The organism is Pseudomonas sp. NPDC078416 (assembly GCF_050268485.1).
Classification (GTDB): Bacteria; Pseudomonadota; Gammaproteobacteria; order Pseudomonadales; family Pseudomonadaceae; genus Aquipseudomonas.
The window spans coordinates 62,796-83,804 of sequence record NZ_JBNNGV010000023.1 but is presented as its reverse complement, the minus strand read 5'-3'; the positions used below and the strand labels follow the sequence as shown (position 1 = coordinate 83,804).

Genomic DNA, 21,009 nt, shown 5'->3' with positions numbered 1-21,009 from the left:
GGTGTTCAAGTTGGAGGCAGTGGGAGGAAAAACGAAAAAAAAAAGAAGGGAACCTTACCATTTTCCCCCTTTTTTTCTTCTTTTTCACGAATTCCCCCCCCCCCCCCCCCCCCAGGACACGAGAGAGCGTGGGCATGGGCGACATCCGTATCGGCATTTCAGGCTGGCGTTACACGCCATGGCGCGGGGATTTCTATCCCGTGGGCCTGACGCAGAAAAACGAGTTGAAATTCGCCTCCAGAGCCGTGAACAGCATCGAAATCAATGGCTCGTTCTATTCGCTGCAATCGCCTGACCTGTACGCGCGGTGGTACGAAGATACGCCCAAAGGGTTCGTGTTCAGCGTCAAGGGCCCGCGCTACATTACCCATGTCCGCCGTCTCAAAGAGATCGACGAACCCGTCGCCAACTTTTTCGCCTCCGGTGTTTTTCAGCTCAGGGAAAAGCTGGGGCCGATCCTCTGGCAGTTCGCGCCCAACTTCAAATTCGACGCCGAGCGCTTCGAGCATTTTCTGAAACTGCTGCCCCACGACGGTAAAGCCGCGAAGGCCTGCGCCAGCCAATGCGCAGAACGGCTGCAGCAGCCGGGTTATCTGGACATTCCTGCGCGGCTGAAACTGCGTCACGCCGTCGAGATCCGCAATGAAAGCTTCCTGGTGCCGGCGTTTGTCGCGCTGCTGCGCAAGTACAAGGTCGCGCTGGTGGTCGCCGACACCGCCGGCAAGTGGCCCCACGTTGAAGACCTCGCCACCGATTTCGTCTACGTGCGCCTGCATGGCGACAAGGAACTCTACGCCAGCGGCTATACCGATGAGGCGATCAAGCACTGGGGCGATCGCATCGATGCCTGGCAGCGGGGCGCGCAACCCGGAGATGCTCAACTGATCGTGAACAAAGCCCCCCGAGCGCGGAAGTCCCGCGACGTCTACTGCTATTTCGATAACGACATCAAGGTCCGCGCCCCCTACGACGCACGCCGGTTGCTTGAGCGTTTCAAACTCACTGAAAACCTGGAAGTTGCGCCAGGCGATTTGCATGGAGCCACGTTGTGACCAGTGCCCTGATCCCCGAAGACCTCAACGGCCGACGACAAAGCGCGTCGACTTCAATCACGCTCAATGTGCTGACCATGAACATGCACATGGGCTTCGGTTTCCTCAACAAACGCTTCATCCTCCCGGAGCTGCGTGACGCGGTACGCACGGTGTCCGCCGATATCGTTTTCCTGCAGGAAGTCCACGGCGAGCATCAGGACCACGCGCAGAACGTGAAGAACTGGCCGACTACTTCGCAGTACGAATTCCTTGCCGACAGCATGTGGAAGGATTTCGCCTACGGCCGCAATGCCGTGTATCCCCATGGCCACCACGGTAATGCGTTGCTGTCCAAATACCCGATCAGTCGCCACGAAAATCTCGACATTTCCATTCACGGCACCGAAGAGCGCGGCCTGCTGCATTGCGTGCTGGATGTGCCGCATTTCGGTGAGTTGCACGCGGTGTGTGTGCACCTGGGCCTGAAAGAGGTTCATCGCCAGCAACAGCTGAAGTTGATCGCCGATCTGGTGGGTCGCTTGCCCGCCGACGCGCCGGTGATTGTGGCGGGGGACTTTAACGATTGGCGGCAGAAGGCCGATAGCGTGTTGAATCCTGCCGGGCTGCGCGAGGTCTTTGTTGAATCATTTGGTGCGCCGGCGAAAAGCTTCCCGGCGCGCTTTCCGTTGTTGCGCCTGGACCGCATTTACGTGCGCAATGCGCACATCCGGTCGCCCAGGGTGATGTCCAATCGCCCCTGGTCGCACCTTTCCGATCATGCGCCGTTGGCGGTGGAGGTAACGCTATGAGGGGTATGAGAGCGATGGGCGCCATGTGCGGCCTTTGGCGGGACGGCAACTCGGTGGAGTTGCTGATCAATGGCGAAGACTTTTTTGCCCGGGTGTTCGACGCCATTCGTGCGGCGCGCGAAGAGGTGCTGATCGAGACCTTCATCATCTTCGAAGACCGCGTCGGCGAGGGTTTGCAACAGGCCGTGATCGAAGCGGCCAGCCGTGGCGTTCGCGTGATTATCACGGTGGACGACTACGGCACCAGTGACCTGAGCACGGCGTTCGTCAGCAAGATGATCGAAGCCGGCGTGCAGATTCAGCTGTTCGACCCGCGCCCTAAACTGATGGGCATGCGCACCAACCTGTTCCGGCGCCTGCACCGCAAAGTGGTGGTGATCGACGGCGAGACCTCGTTCATGGGCGGAATCAACTACAGCGTCGACCACATGGCCGACACCGGCATCACCGCCAAACAGGACTACGCCGTGCTGGTGCGCGGGCCGATTGTTGCCGACATTTATCGCTCGACCCTGGGCATGCTCGGCCCGGCCGTGCGCAAAACCTTTACGCCGCTCAAGCCGGTGACGCGTCAGGCCGGCAGCGCGCGGATGCTCCTCGCCGAACGGGACAACCGTCACCACACCACCGACATCGAAGAGCAATACCTGCTGGCGATGCGCAGCGCGACGCAGCGCATCACCATCGCCAACGCTTACTTCTTCCCCAGCTACCGATTCTTGCGTGAACTGCGCAACGCGGCCCGTCGCGGGGTGAAGGTGACGCTGATCCTCCAAGGCAAGCCGGACATGCCGTTCGTGCGCGTGTGCTCGCGCCTGACCTACACCTGGCTGTTGCGCGAAGGCGTGATCATCCACGAATACAAACAACGGGCGCTGCATGGCAAAGTCGCGCTGATCGACCACGAGTGGTCAACCGTGGGCTCCAGCAACCTCGACCCGCTGAGCCTGGCGCTGAACCTGGAAGCCAACCTGTTCATCCGCGACCACGCCTTGAACCAGCGCTTGCACGAACACCTGCGCGACCTCGCCGTGGCCCACAGCAAACAGGTCAATCTCAAAGGCCTGGCGAAAGGGCAGTGGTGGCGCGCGCCGATGATCTTCCTCAGCTTCCACTTCCTGCGGCACTTCCCGGCGATTGCCGGCCTGTTCCCGGTCCACGGCCCACGCTTGAAACCCCTGCGCGCACCGGACACCGTGCCGGAGGCCGCCGTGCTTAAAAACGAGCTGCCGGCCGATCAGGAGAAATCCCTATGACCGGCGTCTCCCAAGCGTCCACCCACGAGCAGAAACCGGCCGACTCGGGCAAAAATCGTCCGTGGCTGACGTGGGCCAAGCGCGCTTTCACGCTGTTCTTCTTCATCGCTGTGCCGGTGCTGCTGTTCACCCTCATGAAAAACCTCGACTGGAACGAGGTCATGCACGCGCTGGAGTCCTACAAGCTCAGCACCCTGGCGCTGGGTTTCGTCATCGCTGCGGGCAGTTATCTGACGTATTGCTGCTTTGACGTTCTGGCCCGGCGCTACACCGAACACAAACTGGCGGTAAAACAGATCATCCCGGTGACCTTCGTTTGCTACGCCTTCAACCTCAACCTGAGCTCCTGGGTCGGCGGCATCGCCCTTCGTTATCGCCTGTATTCGAGGCTGGGCCTGGACGTGCCCACCATCACCCGCATCCTCAGCCTGAGCCTGATCACCAACTGGCTGGGCTACATGCTGCTGGCCGGCTTCGTGTTCGCCGGTGACTTCGTCGACTTGCCCGAAGGCTGGAAGATCGGCGACACCACGCTGCAACTGATCGGCTTTGTCCTGTTGGCGGTCTGCCTGGCGTACTTCCTGGCCTGCCGCTTCTCGAAAAAACGCACCTGGACCGTTCGCAAGCAACAGTTTGTCCTGCCCTCGCTGAACCAGGCGATGCGCCAAGCCTTGCTGGGCGCGCTGAACTGGGGACTGATGGCGCTGCTGATCTACGTGCTGCTGCCGGAAAAAGCTTTCTACCCGGCCGTACTCGGAATCCTGCTCATCAGCAGCATCGCCGGCGTCATCGCCCACATCCCTGCCGGGCTGGGGGTACTGGAAACCGTCTTCATCACATTGATGCAACACCAATTCAGCAAAGGCCAATTGCTGGCCGCGCTGATTGGCTATCGGGTGATCTACTTCCTCATCCCGCTGATGATTGCGCTGGTGGTTTATGTGGTGTTGGAAAAGCGGGCGAAGGCCATGCGGAGCAAGAACGAAGGGAATTTGTAGGCGGGCGATCACCGGCGAGTCCCCTAAATCGTAGGAGCCGGCTTGCTGGCGATTGCGGCGGATCAGTCAATATCTCTGCAGCTGGTCCACCGCGTTCGCCAGCAAGCCGGCTCCTACAGTGGGTGTGCATTCAGTCAGTGGGACCGGCTTCAGACGGGAAGCTTTTGATCTGCTTTAAAAGCGCTTGTGATCTTCATACGCAAAAAGTTCAGGCACCGCCAATCGCGACTTGGGTGCAGGCTGAACGCAGGTTTCGCGTAGTGGGTCGAGCCGCATGGATGCGGCGAGAGCGCCGTCAGGACATGGATGTCCGTTCGGCGCGGGCCCACGGAGCGAGACCGGAGTGAAGGAACCCTGACGAAGGAAGGGCCAAACCAGGAGCAAGCACCCTTGGTTACTTGGGGTGCTTTTCCAAGTAACTCGCCGAAGGCGAAACTGTCTGCCCCCAGGCAGACGCTGTTGACGTTAAAGATCAATCCCGCCCAGCGAACATCCTCACGGCATCCACCGCATCGTTCGTCCCCGAACTGATCTGCACGATCGCAGCCCCCGCCTGATCCGCCAGATCCACACCCTTCACCGCCGTGCTCCGCGTATTGTCCATACTCACAATCGCCTGACGTGTCTCGGTCTGAATCACCTGAATCATCTCCGAAATCTCCTGGGTCGACCGACTCGTGCGCCCCGCCAGTTGCCGAACCTCATCGGCCACCACCGCAAAGCCACGGCCCTGATCCCCGGCCCGAGCCGCCTCGATCGCCGCGTTCAAAGCCAGCAAATTCGTCTGATCCGCAATACTGCGAATGGTATTCACGATCGCCGTGATCTGCTCCGACCGCTCCCCCAACTGGCCAATGATCCGCGACGAATCATCAATATTCTGCGAAATCTGACGCATCTCGCTGGCCGCTTGCTGAATCACCTGCGTGCCTTGCTCGGCATATTTCTGCGTCTGCACCGAAATGTGATACGCCTGGGCGGCACTCTGGGAGTCCGCCTCGTGCTTCTGGATACGCGCAGTCACATCCGAAGCAAACTTCACCACCTTCCACAGCTTGCCGCTGGCGTCATACACCGGGTTATAAGACGCTTCCAGCCAGAGCGTCTGGCCCTGCTTGCCGACGCGCTTGAACTGATCACTGAAAAACTCGCCCTTGTTCAACCGACGCCAGAAGTCCTGGTACTCGGCGCTGTTGGCCAATTCCGGTGGGCAAAGCATCTTGTGGTTCTTGCCCAACAGTTCCTGCCGGTTGTAACCCAACAAACGCAACAGGTTGTCGTTGGCGGCGATGATCGTGCCGTCCAGATCGAACTCGATCACCGCCATGGCGCGGTCGATGGCCTGCAATTTGTTGCGCGTTTCGTTCTCGGCCTGAAGCTTGGCGGTCACGTCCATCGCGTACTTGACCACCCGTATGACCTTGCCGTCCGAGTCCCTGACCGCGTTGTAACTGGCCTCCAGCCACACCGTGCTGCCATCGCCGGCAATGCGCTCGAAGGTCGACGACACGAACTCGCCGTTACGCAAGCGCGACCACAACTGCGCATACTCCGGGCTGCGCCCATGCTCCGGCGTGCAGAACATGCGGTGTTCCTTGCCGATGACTTGTTCGGGCCGGTAGCGCATGGTTTTGAAGAAGTTATCGTTTGCCTTGAGCACCACACCGTTCAGATCGAACTCGATGCTGGCCATCGAGCGATTGATCGCCTCCAGCAGACTGGCCTGATGGGCGACGGTCAGTTGCAGGTCCTGGATGATTTTATTTTTGGACGAGTCGAAAAACATGATGGCGGCTCACGCAGGTGGATAAGGGATGGTCCAGATCCATGACCTCGCGAGCGAAAAGAAGCTCAGATGCGTATTCCGTTTGCAGTGCAGACGATCATCACGTAGGTGATGTTAAAAAGCTATGTCAACGTTGTACAGCTCGTCGGGTTTGTACAAGTTGTCAGTTGTCAGTCATCGAAACCGGCCTGCTCGGAGATCTCGTCCACCTTCAGCTCAAGGCGATAGGCGACGGCAATGAACAGCGCCTGGCACAAACACAACGTGGCGCTGAGCGAACGAAACGCGAACGAGCTGCCTTCGTTGACCAGCAGCACCGCATTGGCGCGTTTGGCCAGCGGCGAAAGATTGCTGTCAGTAATGATCAACGTCTTGGCCTGATGATGCTGGGCAATGCGCAGGCAATGCTGGGTTTCTTTGCCATAGGGCGTGAAGCTGATGGCAATCACCAGGTCATTGGCGCGCACGCTGCGCATCTGCTCGCGGTAACTGCCGCCGAGGCCGGAAATCAGGTGGATGCGCTTGTTGGTGTGCTGCAGGTTGTAGACCAGATAATCGGCGACGGCGAACGAGCGACGCACCCCGACCACGTAGATATTGTCGGCGTTGACCACCAGGTCCACGGCTTTCTCGAACGCCTCGTCGTCCAGTTCCAGCGCCAGCCGCTCAAGCCCCGACAGCGTGGCGTTGACGCATTCGCGGGCCAGGTCACCGGCGCTGGCCTTCTGGGATTTGTTGGCGATCATGCTGCGAATGCGTTGCTGGTAGTTCTGCACCGGCGTGGCTTTGTGGGTGTACGCCTCGCGAAACAGCGCCTGCATTTCGCTGAACCCGCTGAAGCCGAAGCGTTGGGAAAAGCGCACGATGGCCGAAGGATGCACCTCGCATTCCCGGGCGATGTCGCTGATGCGGTCGACCATGATCCGGTCGCTCTGCTGGCTCATGTAGCTGGCGATGCGCTTCAGCTGGCGCGGCAGGCTTTCGTATTCGGCCGTGATCAGCTTGAGCAGTGCATCGGCGGTCTCCGGCGCGGCTGTGACGGGCGTCAAACCGTCGGTTCCGGTGTCGGGAGAGCCTGGCTGATCGAGGCTGGGCATGAGTGCGAATCCTTTGGCGGGTGGTGGCGTGGCGGACGGTCTGGGAATTCAGGCGGCCAGTTTTGCAGGCTGCGACCCGCAATGCAAAGTGGAATAAATATTCCACCTGAAAATAATTTAGAAAAATTCATTGATCAAGGCCCGGCGCCGTTCTAGTCTGCATCCACGAACTCGCTTGCAAGCATCGCGCTTGTGGGCAAGGGCATCAGTAATCAAACCCATAACAATAAAAGAAGAGGGGCCGGCATGGGCCAGACTCGTTTTGCCACCGGGCGTCAGCTGGACGTGATTTGTCTCGGGCGCCTGGGCGTCGATCTCTATGCGCAGCAGATCGGTGCGCGTCTGGAGGACGTCAGCAGTTTCGCCAAATACCTCGGCGGCTCCTCCGCCAATATCGCGTTCGGTACCGCACGGCTGGGCGTGAAGTCAGCCATGCTGACCCGCGTGGGCGACGACCACATGGGCCGTTTTCTGGTTGAATCCCTGGCGCGTGAGGGCTGCGACGTCAGCGGCATCAAGGTCGACGCCGAACGCCTGACCGCCATGGTCCTGCTGGGCATCAAGGACCGCGAAACCTTTCCGTTGGTGTTCTACCGCGAGAACTGCGCCGACATGGCGCTGCAACCGGACGACATTGATGAACCACAGATCGCCTCCAGCAAGGCGCTGTTGATCACCGGCACGCATTTCTCCACCGATCAGGTGTTCCGCGCCAGCAGTCAGGCGCTGGACTACGCCGAAAAGCACAACGTCAAACGTGTCCTCGATATCGACTATCGCCCGGTGCTCTGGGGCCTGGCCGGCAAGGCTGACGGCGAGACGCGCTTTGTCGCCAACGACACCGTCAGCCAGCACGTGCAGCGCATCCTGCCGCGCTTCGACCTGATCGTCGGCACCGAAGAAGAATTTCTCATCGCTGGCGGCTCGACCGATTTGCTCAACGCCCTGCGCCGGGTCCGCGAGCTCAGTGCCGCGACTTTGGTGGTGAAGCTCGGCCCCCAAGGCTGCACGGTGATTCACGGGGCAATTCCGGCGAAACTTGAAGACGGCGCGATCTACCCCGGCGTGCGCGTGGAAGTGCTGAATGTGCTGGGCGCAGGCGATGCGTTCATGTCCGGTTTTCTCAAGGGCTGGCTCAACGACGAGAGCGACGAGCGCTGCTGCCAGTTGGCCAATGCCTGCGGCGGTCTGGTGGTGTCGCGGCATGCCTGCGCGCCGGCCATGCCGACGCTGGTCGAGCTGGAATACCTGTTCAACAGCCCGGTTCCGATTACCCGACCCGATCAGGATCCGGTGTTGCAACGCCTGCACCGGGTCAGCGTGCCCCGGCGCGAATGGCAGCCGCTGTTCATCTTCGCCTTCGATCATCGCGGGCAACTGGTGGAGCTGGCGCAAAAGGCCGGGCGCGATCCGGCCTGCATCGGCCCGCTCAAGCAGTTGTTCGTTCAAGCGGTCGCGCGGGTCGAGGCCGATTTGCACAAGCGCGGCATCGCAGCCGATGTTGGTGTGCTGGCGGATCAGCGCTTCGGTCAGGATTCATTGAATGCCGCCAGCGGGCGCGGCTGGTGGGTGGCCCGTCCGGTGGAAGTGCAGGGCTCGCGCCCGCTGGCGTTCGAACACGGGCGTTCGGTTGGCAGTACCCTGCAAAGCTGGCCTCAAGAGCAGATCATCAAGTGCCTGGTGCAATACCACCCGGACGACGAGCCGATGCTGCGCCTTGAGCAGGAAGCGCAACTGCTGGGCCTGTATCAAGCCGCGCTGGCCAGCGGTCATGAACTGCTGCTGGAGGTTATTCCGCCCAAGGATCATCCTTCGACCCATCCGGACGTCATCTACCGTTCCCTCAAGCGCCTCTACAACCTTGGTATTTACCCGGCCTGGTGGAAAATCGAATCGCAGCCCGCCGAGGTCTGGGAACAGCTCGACGCGCTGATCCACGAGCGCGATCCGTACTGCCGGGGCGTGGTCTTGCTGGGGCTGAACGCGCCCGCCGAAACCCTGGCGGAAGGCTTTCGTCAGGCGGCGAAAAGCACCACCTGCCGGGGGTTTGCCGTGGGCCGCACGATCTTTCATGAGCCCAGCCGAGCTTGGCTGGAAGGCGAAATCGACGACGCTGACCTGATCACGCGGGTGCAGAGCAACTTCGGTTTCCTGATCGAATCCTGGCGCGACGCCCGGGCCTGAAGCCAGAACCCGAGGCCTGTGTGTTCAGTTGAACGAGATAACAACAATAAAGGTGCAGCCATGCCCGCTTCTGCAATTCGAATTGGCATCAACCCGATTTCCTGGAGCAACGACGACCTCCCGGCCCTCGGCGGCGAGACGCCCCTGAGCACTGCGCTCAGTGAGGGCAAGGAGATCGGCTACGAAGGCTTTGAGCTCAACGGCAAATTCCCCAAGGACGCCCAAGGCGTCGCCGATGTGTTGCGCCCGTATGACTTGGCGCTGGTGTCGGGCTGGTATTCCGGGCGACTCGCCAGCCGTTCGGCGGCCGAGGAAATCGACGCCATCGCCAGCCACGTCGAACTGCTCAAGCACAACGGCGCCAAGGTGCTGGTGTACGGCGAAGTCGCCGACTCGATTCAGGGCCAGCGCATTCGACTGGTCGAGCGGCCGCGCTTCCACAGCGCCAGCGCCTGGCAGGCCTACGCCGACAAACTCACCGAGCTGGCCCGGTTCACGTTGTCCCAGGGCGTGCGTCTGGCCTATCACCACCACATGGGCGCGTACGTCGAATCGCCGGAGGACATCGACACGCTGATGGACCTGACCGGCGACGAGGTCGGCCTGTTGTTCGATTCCGGTCACTGCTACATGGGTGGCGGCGACCCGCTTCAAGTGCTGAGCAAACACATCGATCGCGTCTGCCATGTGCATTTCAAGGACGTGCGCAAACCCGTGGTGCAACTGGCGCGTAACAACTTGTGGAGCTTTCCGGACTGCATCGTCAACGGCACCTTCACCGTGCCCGGCGATGGCGACATCAATTTCGCGGCGCTGCTGGACGTATTGATGCAGGCCGGCTACCAAGGCTGGCTGGTGGTCGAAGCGGAGCAGGACCCGGCCGTTGCGCCGAGCTATGCCTATGCGAAGAAGGGCTACGAGACCCTGCGCGCGTTGCTGGCCGCCGCACAACTGCATCACCCGTCTGAACAACTGCCTGAACACAGGAGCCTGTGAACATGAATCTCTTGGTCAAGAGCAAAGCAGAAGGGCGCGACGTGGTCGCGCTGGCCGACGGCGTGTTGACGTACGTCGGCTTCTCCGCCCACCGATTGAGCGTCGGCGAACGTCTGCCGGTGAGTGCGGGCGACAAGGAAATCTGCCTGGTGCTGCTCAGCGGCCGCATCAGCGTCAGCGGCGAGGCGCCGGGGCAGGGCGGTTTCAACTGGGAAAACCTCGGCGATCGTCAGTCCGTGTTCGAGGACAAATCGCCCTTCGCCGTGTACCTGCCGCCCGGCAGTCAGGCTGAAGTCACGGCGTTGAGCGCGGTGCAGATTGCCGTGTGCGCCGCGCCGGGCGATGCGTCCAAAGACCTGCCCGCGCGGGTGATCACACCCGACACGATGAAACGCAGCGTGCGCGGCCGGGCGGCCAACACCCGTTACGTCTGCGACATCCTTCCCGATTCCGAACCCGCGCATTCGTTGCTGGTGGTGGAAGTGCGCACGCCCTCCGGCCACTCGTCGAGCTACCCGCCGCACAAACACGACACAGATGATTTACCGCACCAGAGCTTTCTCGAAGAAACCTATTACCACCAGGTCAACCCGCCCCAGGGCTATGTGTTCCAGCGCGTGTACACCGACGATCGCAGCATCGATCAGGCCATGGCCGTGGAGAACAACGATCTGGTCACGGTGCCCAAGGGGTATCACCCGGTCACCGTGCCGTACGGCTACGAGTCCTATTATTTGAACGTGATGGCCGGCCCGAAACGCGCCTGGCAATTTCACAATGATCCGCAGCACAGTTGGCTGCTGGATCTGTAACCCCATTTTTTTGAAGGAGCCCGTCATGAGCAACGCCCCGATCATCGGCCACTACATCAATGGCCAGATTCACGACAGCGCCGAGCGTTTCAGTGATGTGTTCAATCCAGCCACCGGCGCCGTGCAGGCCCGGGTGGCGCTGGCGGAACTGAAGACCGTCGATGAAGCCGTTGCCGCTGCCCAGGCGGCGTTTCCCGCGTGGGCGGATCAGTCGTCCCTGCGCCGTGCGCGGGTTATGTTCAAGTTCAAGGAATTGCTCGACCAGCACCATGACGAGCTGGCGGCCATCATCTCCCGTGAGCACGGCAAGGTGTTTTCCGATGCCAAGGGCGAAGTGGTGCGTGGCATCGAGATCGTCGAGTTTGCCTGTGGCGCGCCGAGCCTGCTGAAAAGCGACTACAGCGACAACATCGGTGGCGGCATCGACAACTGGAACCTGCGCCAGCCGCTGGGGGTTTGCGCCGGCGTCACGCCGTTCAACTTCCCGGTGATGGTGCCGCTGTGGATGATCCCCATGGCGCTGGTCACCGGCAACTGCTTCATCCTCAAACCGTCCGAGCGCGACCCGTCGGCAAGCCTGCTGATGGCGCAGTTGTTGAAACAGGCCGGCCTGCCGGATGGCGTGTTCAACGTGGTGCAGGGCGACAAAGTGGCTGTGGACGCGCTGTTGCAGCACAAAGGCATCGAGGCGATTTCGTTCGTCGGCTCCACGCCCATCGCCGAATACATTCATCAACAGGGCACGGCCCACGGCAAGCGCGTGCAGGCACTCGGCGGTGCGAAAAACCACATGATCGTCATGCCCGATGCCGACCTGGATCAGGCCGCCGACGCATTGATCGGCGCGGCCTACGGTTCGGCCGGCGAGCGCTGCATGGCGATTTCCATCGCTGTGGTGGTGGGTGACGTGGGGCAAAAGCTCATCGACAAGCTGCTGCCGCGCATCGATGCGCTCAAGGTCGGCAACGGCATGAACGCCGATTCGGACATGGGCCCGCTGGTCACCGCGGTGCACAAGGCCAAGGTCGAGGGCTACATCGCCCAGGGCGTGCAGGAAGGCGCGAAGCTGATCGTTGACGGGCGCAACTTCAGCGTGCCGGGAGCGGAACAGGGTTTCTTCGTCGGCGCCACGCTGTTCGATGACGTGACGCCGGAGATGACTATTTATAAGGAAGAAATTTTCGGGCCCGTGCTGGGCATCGTCCATGTGCCTGATTTCGCTTCGGCGGTGGAGCTGATCAACGCCCACGAATTCGGCAACGGCGTGTCGTGCTTCACCAGCGACGGCGGCATCGCCCGGGCCTTTGCGCGCAACATCAAGGTCGGCATGGTGGGCATCAACGTGCCGATCCCGGTGCCGATGGCCTGGCATTCCTTCGGCGGCTGGAAACGCTCGCTGTTCGGCGATCACCATGCCTACGGCGAAGAAGGCCTGCGCTTTTACAGCCGCTACAAGAGCGTCATGCAGCGCTGGCCGGACAGCATCGCCAAGGGCGCGGAATTCAGCATGCCGACGGCGAAGTAACAAGCGCCGAACGCCGATGTTCGTTTGGGCCTGTACGGACACACTGGAGGGTTCGCGTTGTAGGAGCCGGCTTGCTGGCGAACGCGGTTGATCAGTGCCAAATGTGTTGACTGACCCAGCGCATTCGCCAGCAAGCCGGCTCCCACAGATCGCGTAACGAGCCCGCCGACAGCGGAGTCAGCACAGCGGGGCTTCATCACCTCAAATAACAACAAGGTGCAAGCATGACCACGACTCGATTGACCATGGCCCAGGCCCTGGTGAAGTTTCTCGATAACCAGTACGTCGAAGTCGACGGCGTGCAGAGCAAGTTCGTCGCCGGGGTGTTCACCATTTTCGGTCACGGCAACGTGCTGGGCCTGGGCCAGGCGCTGGAGCAGGACAGCGGCGACCTGATCGTCCATCAAGGCCGCAACGAACAAGGCATGTGCCACGCTGCCATGGGGTTTGCCAAGCAACACCTGCGGCGTAAGGTCTACGCCTGCAGCTCCTCGGTCGGCCCCGGCGCCGCCAACATGATCACCGCCGCTGCCACCGCATCGGCCAACCGCATTCCGCTGCTGTTGCTGCCCGGCGATGTCTACGCCAGTCGCCAGCCCGATCCGGTGCTGCAACAGATCGAACATTTCCACGACCTCAGCATCAGCACCAACGACGCCTTCAAAGCCGTGAGCAAATACTGGGACCGCATCAACCGGCCCGAGCAACTGATGAGCGCGGCCTTGAACGCCATGCGCGTGCTCACCGACCCCGCCGAAACCGGCGCTGTCACCCTGGCGCTGCCCCAGGACGTGCAGGCCGAAGCCTACGATTACCCTGACTCATTCCTGCAAAAGCGCGTACACCGCATCGACCGCCGTCCGCCCACCGAAGCGATGCTCAATGATGCCGTGACACTGCTCAAAGGCAAACGCAAACCGCTGCTGATCTGTGGCGGTGGCGTGCGTTATTCCGGTGCGGCTGCCGAGTTGCAGGCGTTCGCCGAGCGCTTCGGCATTCCGTTCAGCGAAACCCAGGCGGGCAAGAGCGCCATCGTTTCCGCCCATCCGCTGAACATGGGCGGTATCGGCGAGACCGGCACCCTGGCGGCCAATACCCTGGCGCGGGAAGCGGACCTGATCATCGGCGTCGGCACCCGTTACAGCGACTTCACCACCGGCTCGAAATCCCTGTTCCAGAACCCTGACGTGCAATTTCTCAACCTCAACGTCGGCGCATTTGATGTGCAGAAACTCGATGGCGTGCAGGTGCTGGCCGACGCGCGCCTGGCGTTGCAGAGGCTGGCGGATCAGTTGGGTGACTACCGCGCGCAATGGGGCGATCAGCCGCGCGAGGCAAGGGCTGTCCTGGACGCGGAAGTGGATCGGCTGTACGCCGTGGAATACCAGACCGAAGACTTCGAGCCGGAAGTCAGCGGCCATCTCGACCCGCAGGTGCTGCGCGATTTCATCGAGATGACCGGTTCATGCCTGACCCAGAGCCGGGTGCTGGGCGTGCTCAATCAGCAATTGCCAGCGAACGCGGTGATCGTCGCGGCGGCCGGCAGTCTGCCCGGGGATTTGCAGCGGGCCTGGCGCAGCACCAGTGTCGACAGTTATCACGTTGAGTACGGCTATTCGTGCATGGGCTATGAGGTCAATGCCGCGTTGGGCGTGAAAATGGCGGCGCCGGAGCGTGAGGTGTACGCGCTGGTGGGCGACGGTTCCTACATGATGCTGCACTCGGAACTGGCCACGTCGATTCAGGAGCGGCGCAAGATCAACGTGGTGTTGCTGGACAACATGGCCTTCGGTTGCATCAATAATTTGCAGATCGGCAACGGCATGGGCAGTTTTGGCACCGAGTTCCGTTATCGCAATGCCGAGACCGGGCAGCTGGATGGCGACTTCGTGCCGGTGGATTTTGCGATGAGTGCCGCGGCCTATGGCTGCAAGACCTACAAGGTCAGTAACGCCCAGGAGCTGGAAGCAGCGCTGGCCGATGCGCGTAGGCAGACCGTTTCGACGCTGATCGACATCAAGGTGCTGCCGAAAACCATGATCCACGGCTACTTGTCCTGGTGGCGCGTGGGCGTGGCGCAGGTGTCGACCACCGGCACGACCGCCGAGGCGTATGAGCGGCAAAAAGCAGCGCTGGCCAAGGCCCGTCAGTATTGAACACAGTCCATGTAGGAGCGTGGCTTGTCCCGCGATCTGCCGGGAACCGGCAGCACATTCAGGCAATGCGATGTGTCTGATGCACCGCATTGGCTGGATTGACGACGACTGCGTCGCCGATCGCGGGACAAGCCACGCTCCTACAGGCAAGGAGATTACACATGAAAATCGGACTCATCGGCTACGGCAAGGGCGGGCGCTATTTCCATGCACCGCTGATTGCCAGCCAGCCTGGCGTGACCTTTGCCGGCGTGGTCACCCGTTCGCCGGAGCGCCGTCAGGACCTGCGCAACGATTACCCCAAGGTCCCGGCTTTCGACAGCCTGGCCGATCTGGTCGCCGCCGGTATTGATGCAGTGGTGATCTCGACACCGCTGGCCTCCCGGCGTGCATTGATTCTGGAGGCTATCGAACTGGGCGTCCCCGTGGTCAGCGACAAGCCGTTCGCGCCGGATGCCCAGGCTGCAAAAGAGCTGGTGGACGCCGCCGAATACCGAGGCGTGTTGTTGGGCGTTTACCAAAACCGCCGCTGGGACTCGGATTTTCTCACCGTGCGCAAGTTGATCGATCAGGGCGTCTTCGGCGACATCAGTCGGTTTGAGTCCCGGGTCGAGCGCTATTCGCCGTCCTCCGTGGGCAAGGAAAGCGGCGGTGGCATTCTGCGCGATCTCGGCAGCCATCTGGTGGACCAGGCGCTGCTGCTGTTCGGGCCGGTGAAGCGGGTGTATGCCGAGCTTGAGTTCGCGACGCCGGAGAAAAAGGTCGATCACGGCTTCTTTATGTCGCTGACCCATGACAGCGGCGTGGTTTCGCACTTGTGGGGTAATTGCCTGCAAAACGCTCAAGGCCCGAGATTTCGGGTCAACGGTTCCCAGGGCTGCTATACCGTGGAGGGCCTCGACGGTCAGGAAGCCGCCGCACTGGCCGGGTTATCCCCCAAATCCGAAGGCGACCGCTGGGGCGTGGAAGAACATCGACGCTGGGGCTGGTTCGAGCAGGGCGAGCACCGCGAGCGGGTCCCGTCGGAGCGTGGCTGCTGGACCGAGTTTTACCGGCAGTGGCAGGAGGCGGTGATGAATCAGGGGCGTAATCCGGTGGATGCAAACGATGCGGTGGCTTCGGCCAAGGTGCTGGATGCCGCGAGGATGAGCGCGATGGAGGGCAGGGTGGTGGTGCTGTGAGAGGTCTGCACGCATCTCACTCCGTAGGAGCCGGCCTGCTGCCGACGCGGTGGGTCTGCACCAGAAATGGAGATGACACACCCGACCCGTAGGAGCAGGCTTGCTGGCGAACCCACGATGGGCCTGTACCCGGGGAGGCGAATGACACACCGTGTTTGCCAGCAAGACGGCGCCTACAGGGAATCGTGTACACCCCCCGATAACTGAGCTTCAGGCGACCAAACATCAAAATAGAAATTAATTCTAAAAGCTGTTGAAGTAGAAATTATTTTCCAATAGAGTCATTTCCAGGTTGCCGACGATCGCCGTCAGTGCCTGGTGCCGGGTCTCCCGGCAGCAGGCCGAACGAGCGACACAAAAACAAGAAAGCCAATCGCAGACAGGTACCGCCGATGAACATCTTCAGATCAGCCGCCAAGGCTTGCCGTCCCTTCTTACTCGCGCTTCCCGCCATTCCCCGAGCTGTTTCCCACGCGCTTTTCCACACTGTAGCCCGCAGATTGATCGACGCTGCCCCCGCATTCGAATCCGCCCTTGAAACCATCGCCCACGTGCTCTGCGTCGAAAGCCGCGGCGTTGTGGTGTGCGGGGCATCGGGTGGCTCGGTCGCGCATCTTTCAGACACGGCGCCAACGGCTCCGCGCTAAACGCCAGCACCTCCAGCAGTCGTTATCCCGCTATTACAACAACAAGAATCTGGAGAAAGACCGTTCATGAATACCACACTCCGTTTCACCTCACTCGCCCTGGCCCTGATGCTCAGCAGCGGCGCCACCCTGGCGGCCGACCTGAAGATCGGCGTGTCCATGTCGCAGTTCGATGACACGTACCTGACCTACATGCGCGAGGACATGGACAAGAAAGTCAAAGCCATGGGCGGCGTCGATCTGCAGTTCGTCGATGGCCGCAATGACGTGAACAAACAGCTCGACCAGGTGCAGGAGCTGATCGGCAAGAAAGTCGATGCGCTCATCGTCAACCCGGTCGACACCGAAGCAACCAACCGCATCACCAAGATGGCCACGGCTGCCGGCATCCCGCTGGTTTACGTCAACCGCCGCCCGGACGATCCGAAGCTGCCCGCAGGCGTCGCCTCCGTGACCTCGGACGACAAAGAGGCCGGGCGCATGCAGATGGAATACCTGGCCAAGAAGATGGACGGCAAAGGCAACGTCGTCATCTTGCTCGGTGAGCTGGCCAACAACTCGACCCGCGACCGCACGGCGGGCGTGAAAGAAGTCCTGAAAAACTACCCCAACATCAAGGTCACCCAAGAGCAGACCGGTGCCTGGCAGCGGCAGAAGGGGATGGACGTCACTAATGACTGGCTGACCCAGGGCGGCGACTTCAAAGCGGTCATCTCCAACAACGACGAAATGGCCATCGGCGCGGCCATGGCGCTGAAGCAGGCGGGCAAGAAAGGTGAGGTGTTTGTGGCCGGTGTTGACGGCACGCCCGACGGCCTGAGTGCGGTCAAGAAAGGCGACCTCTCGGTCTCGGTGTTCCAGGACGCTAAGGGGCAGGGCGAGGGCGCCATCGATGCGGCCGTGAAGCTGGCGAAGAAGGAAACGCTGCCCGAACAGGCCATCGTGATTCCCTTCAAGCTGATCACGCCGGATAACGTCAACACCTTCAAATAACCGCTGACCTCACACCGACTGACACCCGGCAGAGCGCCTTCGTGCCTCTGCCGACCCTGTCACCCGAGGAGCCTGTGACCATGTTCGCTTCCGCAACCGCTTCGGCTTCAACGAACCCGCCCGTCTCCGGGACGGCGAACGACGCCGAGCACCCTTATCTGCTGGAAATCACCAACATCAGCAAGGGCTTCCCCGGGGTGGTGGCGCTGGACAACGTGCAACTGCGCGTGCGGCCCGGCAGCGTGCTGGCGCTGATGGGCGAGAACGGCGCGGGCAAGTCTACGCTGATGAAAATCATCGCCGGCATCTACCAGCCCGACACCGGCGAAATCCGCCTGCGCGGCAAGCCGGTGGTGTTCCAGTCGCCGCTGGCGGCGCTGCAGTCTGGCATCGCCATGATCCATCAGGAACTCAACCTGATGCCGCACATGAGTATCGCCGAAAACATCTGGATCGGCCGCGAGCAGCTCAACGGCCTGCACATGGTCGACCACCGCGCGATGCACCGCTGCACGGCGGAACTGCTCGAACGCCTGCGCATCAACCTCGATCCGGAAGAACAGGTCGGCAACCTGAGCATCGCCGAACGGCAGATGGTCGAGATCGCCAAGGCCGTGTCCTACGATTCCGACGTATTGATCATGGACGAGCCGACCTCCGCCATCACCGAGACGGAGGTGGCCCACCTGTTTTCGATCATTGCCGACCTGCGCGCTCAGGGTAAGGGCATCATCTACATCACCCACAAGATGAACGAAGTGTTCGCCATCGCCGATGAAGTGGCGGTGTTCCGCGACGGCGCCTACATCGGCCTGCAGCGGGCCGACAGCATGAACGGCGATAGCCTGATCTCCATGATGGTCGGCCGTGAACTGACCCAGCTGTTCCCGGAGCGCGATCAGCCCGTGGGCAAGTTGCTGCTGTCGGTGCGCGACCTGTCCCTGGACGGTGTGTTCGAAGGCGTGTCGTTTGACCTGCACGCCGGTGAAGTGCTGGGCATCGCCGGGCTGATGGGCTCGGGGCGCACCAATGTCGCTGAAACGATCTTCGGCATCACGCCGAGTACACGCGGGGAAATCCTCCTCGACGGCACGCCGATCCGTGTCAGCGACCCGCACTTCGCCATCGAGAAGGGCTTCGCATTGCTCACCGAGGATCGCAAGCTCAGCGGCCTGTTTCCGTGCCTGTCGGTGCTGGAAAACATGGAGATGGCCGTGCTGCCCCATTACGTCGGCAACGGTTTTGTCCATCAGAAAGCCCTGCGCGTGCTGTGCGAAGACATGTGCAAAAAACTGCGGGTGAAGACGCCGTCCCTTGAACAGTGCATCGACACGCTGTCTGGTGGCAATCAGCAGAAAGCCTTGCTGGCGCGCTGGCTGATGACCAACCCGCGAGTGCTGATTCTCGATGAGCCCACCCGTGGCATCGACGTCGGCGCCAAGGCCGAGATCTACCGGCTGATTTCCCTGCTCGCCAGCGAAGGCATGGCGGTGATCATGATTTCTTCCGAGCTGCCGGAAGTGCTGGGCATGAGCGACCGGGTCATGGTCATGCACGAAGGTGAAATGATGGGCACCCTCGACCGCGCCGAAGCCACTCAGGAACGGGTTATGCACCTGGCGTCCGGAAACCCTGTTCACTGATTTTCTGGCTGGTGAGCTCTGATTCGAGCACTGCCGACAGCCCGTAATGGGTCGAAAAAGAACAAGAGGCACACATGAAGATGAACGCGATGCTGGAAAACAAACCCGCGCTGGCGCCTCGCAAGCACAAGCGCCGGCTGCCCACCGAACTGAGCATTTTCCTGGTGCTGATTGGCATCGGCCTGATTTTCGAGCTGTTCGGCTGGATCGTCCGGGATCAGAGCTTTCTGATGAATTCCCAGCGGCTGGTGCTGATGATCCTGCAGGTGTCGATCATCGGCCTGCTGGCCATCGGCGTGACCCAGGTCATCATCACCACCGGCATCGACTTGTCGTCAGGCTCGGTGCTGGCGCTGTCGGCGATGATTGCCGCCAGCCTGGCGCAGTCGTCGGACTACACCCGCGCAGTGTTTCCGTCGCTGACCGACCTGCCGGTGTGGGCGCCGGTCATCGCCGGGCTCGGGGTGGGTCTGCTCGCCGGGGCGATCAACGGCAGCATCATTGCCATCACCGGCATCCCGCCGTTCATTGCCACGCTGGGCATGATGGTCTCCGCGCGGGGCCTGGCGCGGTATTACACCGGCGGCCAGCCGGTCAGCATGCTCAATGATTCCTTCACCGCGATCGGCCAGGGCGCCATGCCGGTGATCATCTTTCTGGTGGTCGCGGTGATCTTTCACATCGCCCTGCGTTACACCAAGTACGGCAAATACACCTACGCCATCGGCGGCAACATGCAGGCGGCGCGCACCTCGGGGATCAACGTCAAGCGTCATCTGATCGTCGTCTACAGCATCGCCGGTCTGCTGGCCGGGCTGGCCGGGGTGGTGGCATCGGCGCGGGCGGCCACGGGCCAGGCCGGCATGGGCGTTTCCTACGAGCTGGACGCCATCGCGGCGGCGGTGATCGGTGGCACGAGCCTGGCCGGTGGCGTCGGGCGGATCACCGGCACGGTCATCGGCGCGTTGATCCTCGGGGTCATGGCCAGCGGCTTTACCTTCGTCGGCGTCGATGCCTACGTGCAGGACATCATCAAGGGCCTGATCATCGTCGTCGCGGTGGTCATCGATCAGTACCGCAACAAGCGCAAGCTCAAGCGCTGAGTCGAGCATGCGTTAACCCAAAGGGCCTGTTCGCAGGCCCTTTTCGTTTTTTTCATCGGTTTGAACCGATCACGCCACGGCCGGTCAGACACCATCTGCCTCGTTTCGAGCGCACCTTTGCCGGGCGAGCCTGCATCGAAACCCCGGCGCGACCCAATGCCGCCGGGTATTCAAGCCCTTGTTGGACGAATCCTGATCAATTATGTTGCCGAGTACCGAACCCGGCCTTAGACTGCCGCCCCTCGTAAATTGAGTGCCAAGCGGCGCTTCGAGACTACGGCGCGTTTAATGCCAGGTTGAGGCGCACCTTTGAGATCGCCTTAATGCACGTTTTTTTATAGAGAAATCAATGACCAAGGAAAAGTTGCTGGCGATGCCGGCCGATGACTACATGAACGCCGAGCAGCACGCGTTCTTCGTCGACCTGTTGCAAGCCATGAAAGTCGAAATCCACGAGCGCATCGAGCAGAGCCGTATCGCGATCGAGAGCCTGGACACCCCGGCTGACCCTGCCGACGCCGCTTCCGTGGAAGAAGAGCGTCACTGGCTGGTGAACGTGATTGACCGCGACCAACGCATGCTGCCGCAGCTGGAAATGGCCCTGAGCCGCATCGCTGACGACAGTTTCGGCTGGTGCGAAGACAGCGGCGAGCCAATTGGCCTCAAGCGCCTGCTGATCAGCCCGACCACCAAGTACTGCATCGAAGCTCAAGAACGCCACGAGCAGATCGACCGCCACCAGCGTCAGGCGTGATCCCTCGGGTTCGACCGCCCGCAACGGGTGGTCGA

Annotated in this window: 15 protein-coding genes and 2 pseudogenes; 14 read left to right on the top strand and 3 right to left on the bottom strand. The window is 61.4% G+C overall.

From position 1 onward, the window contains the following. Positions 1-134: 134 nt before the first annotated feature. From ACQKEN_RS18970 to ACQKEN_RS18955, 4 genes are read left to right on the top strand one after another with little or no spacing between them, the layout of a single operon-like run. Entirely contained in the window at positions 135-1,052 is a 918-nt protein-coding gene (locus ACQKEN_RS18970; protein WP_427687858.1) for a DUF72 domain-containing protein, read from the top strand. Continuing rightward, positions 1,049-1,843 (top strand): endonuclease/exonuclease/phosphatase family protein, encoded by a 795-nt coding sequence (locus ACQKEN_RS18965; RefSeq protein WP_427687856.1) that lies wholly within the window; start codon positions 1,049-1,051, stop codon positions 1,841-1,843. Before ACQKEN_RS18970 ends, ACQKEN_RS18965 begins: the two co-directional genes overlap by 4 nt. Positions 1,844-1,848: 5 nt before the next feature. Continuing rightward, complete coding sequence (gene clsB, locus ACQKEN_RS18960) at positions 1,849-3,099, top strand: cardiolipin synthase ClsB (protein WP_427687861.1); 1,251 nt, start codon at positions 1,849-1,851, stop codon at positions 3,097-3,099. Further along, positions 3,096-4,097 (top strand): lysylphosphatidylglycerol synthase domain-containing protein, encoded by a 1,002-nt coding sequence (locus tag ACQKEN_RS18955; protein WP_427687854.1) that lies wholly within the window; start codon positions 3,096-3,098, stop codon positions 4,095-4,097. The genes clsB and ACQKEN_RS18955 overlap by 4 nt, the downstream gene beginning before the upstream one ends. Positions 4,098-4,569: 472 nt before the next feature. Here the strand turns inward: ACQKEN_RS18955 and ACQKEN_RS18950 are convergent. From ACQKEN_RS18950 to ACQKEN_RS18940, 3 genes and pseudogenes are all read right to left on the bottom strand, one after another. Next, positions 4,570-5,001 (bottom strand): annotated as a pseudogene (locus ACQKEN_RS18950) (methyl-accepting chemotaxis protein); the annotation flags it as partial. Positions 5,002-5,106: 105 nt separating this feature from the next. Continuing rightward, positions 5,107-5,790: pseudogene (locus ACQKEN_RS18945) on the bottom strand (PAS domain-containing protein); the annotation flags it as partial. Positions 5,791-6,053: 263 nt separating this feature from the next. Beyond that, positions 6,054-6,980 (bottom strand): MurR/RpiR family transcriptional regulator, encoded by a 927-nt coding sequence (locus ACQKEN_RS18940; protein WP_427687852.1) that lies wholly within the window; start codon positions 6,978-6,980, stop codon positions 6,054-6,056. Between the two features lie 246 nt (positions 6,981-7,226). On the opposite strand from ACQKEN_RS18940, the gene ACQKEN_RS18935 reads away from it, so the two are divergent. The 10 genes from ACQKEN_RS18935 (at position 7,227) to ACQKEN_RS18890 (ending at position 20,974) form a co-directional block, all read left to right on the top strand. Further along, positions 7,227-9,164, top strand: a complete 1,938-nt coding sequence (locus ACQKEN_RS18935; protein ID WP_427687850.1) for a bifunctional 5-dehydro-2-deoxygluconokinase/5-dehydro-2-deoxyphosphogluconate aldolase — start codon at positions 7,227-7,229, stop codon at positions 9,162-9,164. Positions 9,165-9,224: 60 nt separating this feature from the next. Beyond that, positions 9,225-10,160, top strand: a complete 936-nt coding sequence (iolE, locus tag ACQKEN_RS18930) for a myo-inosose-2 dehydratase (RefSeq protein WP_427687848.1) — start codon at positions 9,225-9,227, stop codon at positions 10,158-10,160. Between the two features lie 2 nt (positions 10,161-10,162). Beyond that, positions 10,163-10,972: a 5-deoxy-glucuronate isomerase gene (gene iolB, locus ACQKEN_RS18925; protein WP_065986211.1), complete on the top strand. Its 810-nt coding sequence runs from the start codon at positions 10,163-10,165 to the stop codon at positions 10,970-10,972. 25 nt (positions 10,973-10,997) lie between these two features. Next, positions 10,998-12,497, top strand: a complete 1,500-nt coding sequence (locus ACQKEN_RS18920) for a CoA-acylating methylmalonate-semialdehyde dehydrogenase (protein WP_427687845.1) — start codon at positions 10,998-11,000, stop codon at positions 12,495-12,497. 224 nt (positions 12,498-12,721) lie between these two features. Then, positions 12,722-14,653, top strand: coding sequence for a 3D-(3,5/4)-trihydroxycyclohexane-1,2-dione acylhydrolase (decyclizing) (gene iolD / locus ACQKEN_RS18915; RefSeq protein ID WP_427687843.1), 1,932 nt, complete (start codon positions 12,722-12,724; stop codon positions 14,651-14,653). A 161-nt stretch (positions 14,654-14,814) separates the two neighbouring features. Beyond that, a complete protein-coding gene (locus ACQKEN_RS18910; protein WP_427687841.1) occupies positions 14,815-15,834 on the top strand; it encodes a Gfo/Idh/MocA family protein in 1,020 nt (339 codons plus the stop codon). A gap of 713 nt (positions 15,835-16,547) precedes the next feature. Then, positions 16,548-17,474 carry a sugar ABC transporter substrate-binding protein gene (locus ACQKEN_RS18905; RefSeq protein WP_427687839.1) on the top strand — a complete coding sequence of 309 codons (927 nt, stop codon included), beginning with the start codon at positions 16,548-16,550 and terminating at the stop codon, positions 17,472-17,474. Between the two features lie 80 nt (positions 17,475-17,554). Next, positions 17,555-19,117 (top strand): sugar ABC transporter ATP-binding protein, encoded by a 1,563-nt coding sequence (locus ACQKEN_RS18900; RefSeq protein WP_427687838.1) that lies wholly within the window; start codon positions 17,555-17,557, stop codon positions 19,115-19,117. Positions 19,118-19,197: 80 nt separating this feature from the next. Continuing rightward, positions 19,198-20,220 (top strand): ABC transporter permease, encoded by a 1,023-nt coding sequence (locus tag ACQKEN_RS18895; RefSeq protein WP_427687860.1) that lies wholly within the window; start codon positions 19,198-19,200, stop codon positions 20,218-20,220. Between the two features lie 349 nt (positions 20,221-20,569). Beyond that, positions 20,570-20,974 (top strand): TraR/DksA family transcriptional regulator, encoded by a 405-nt coding sequence (locus ACQKEN_RS18890; protein WP_122537744.1) that lies wholly within the window; start codon positions 20,570-20,572, stop codon positions 20,972-20,974. Positions 20,975-21,009: the final 35 nt, after the last annotated feature.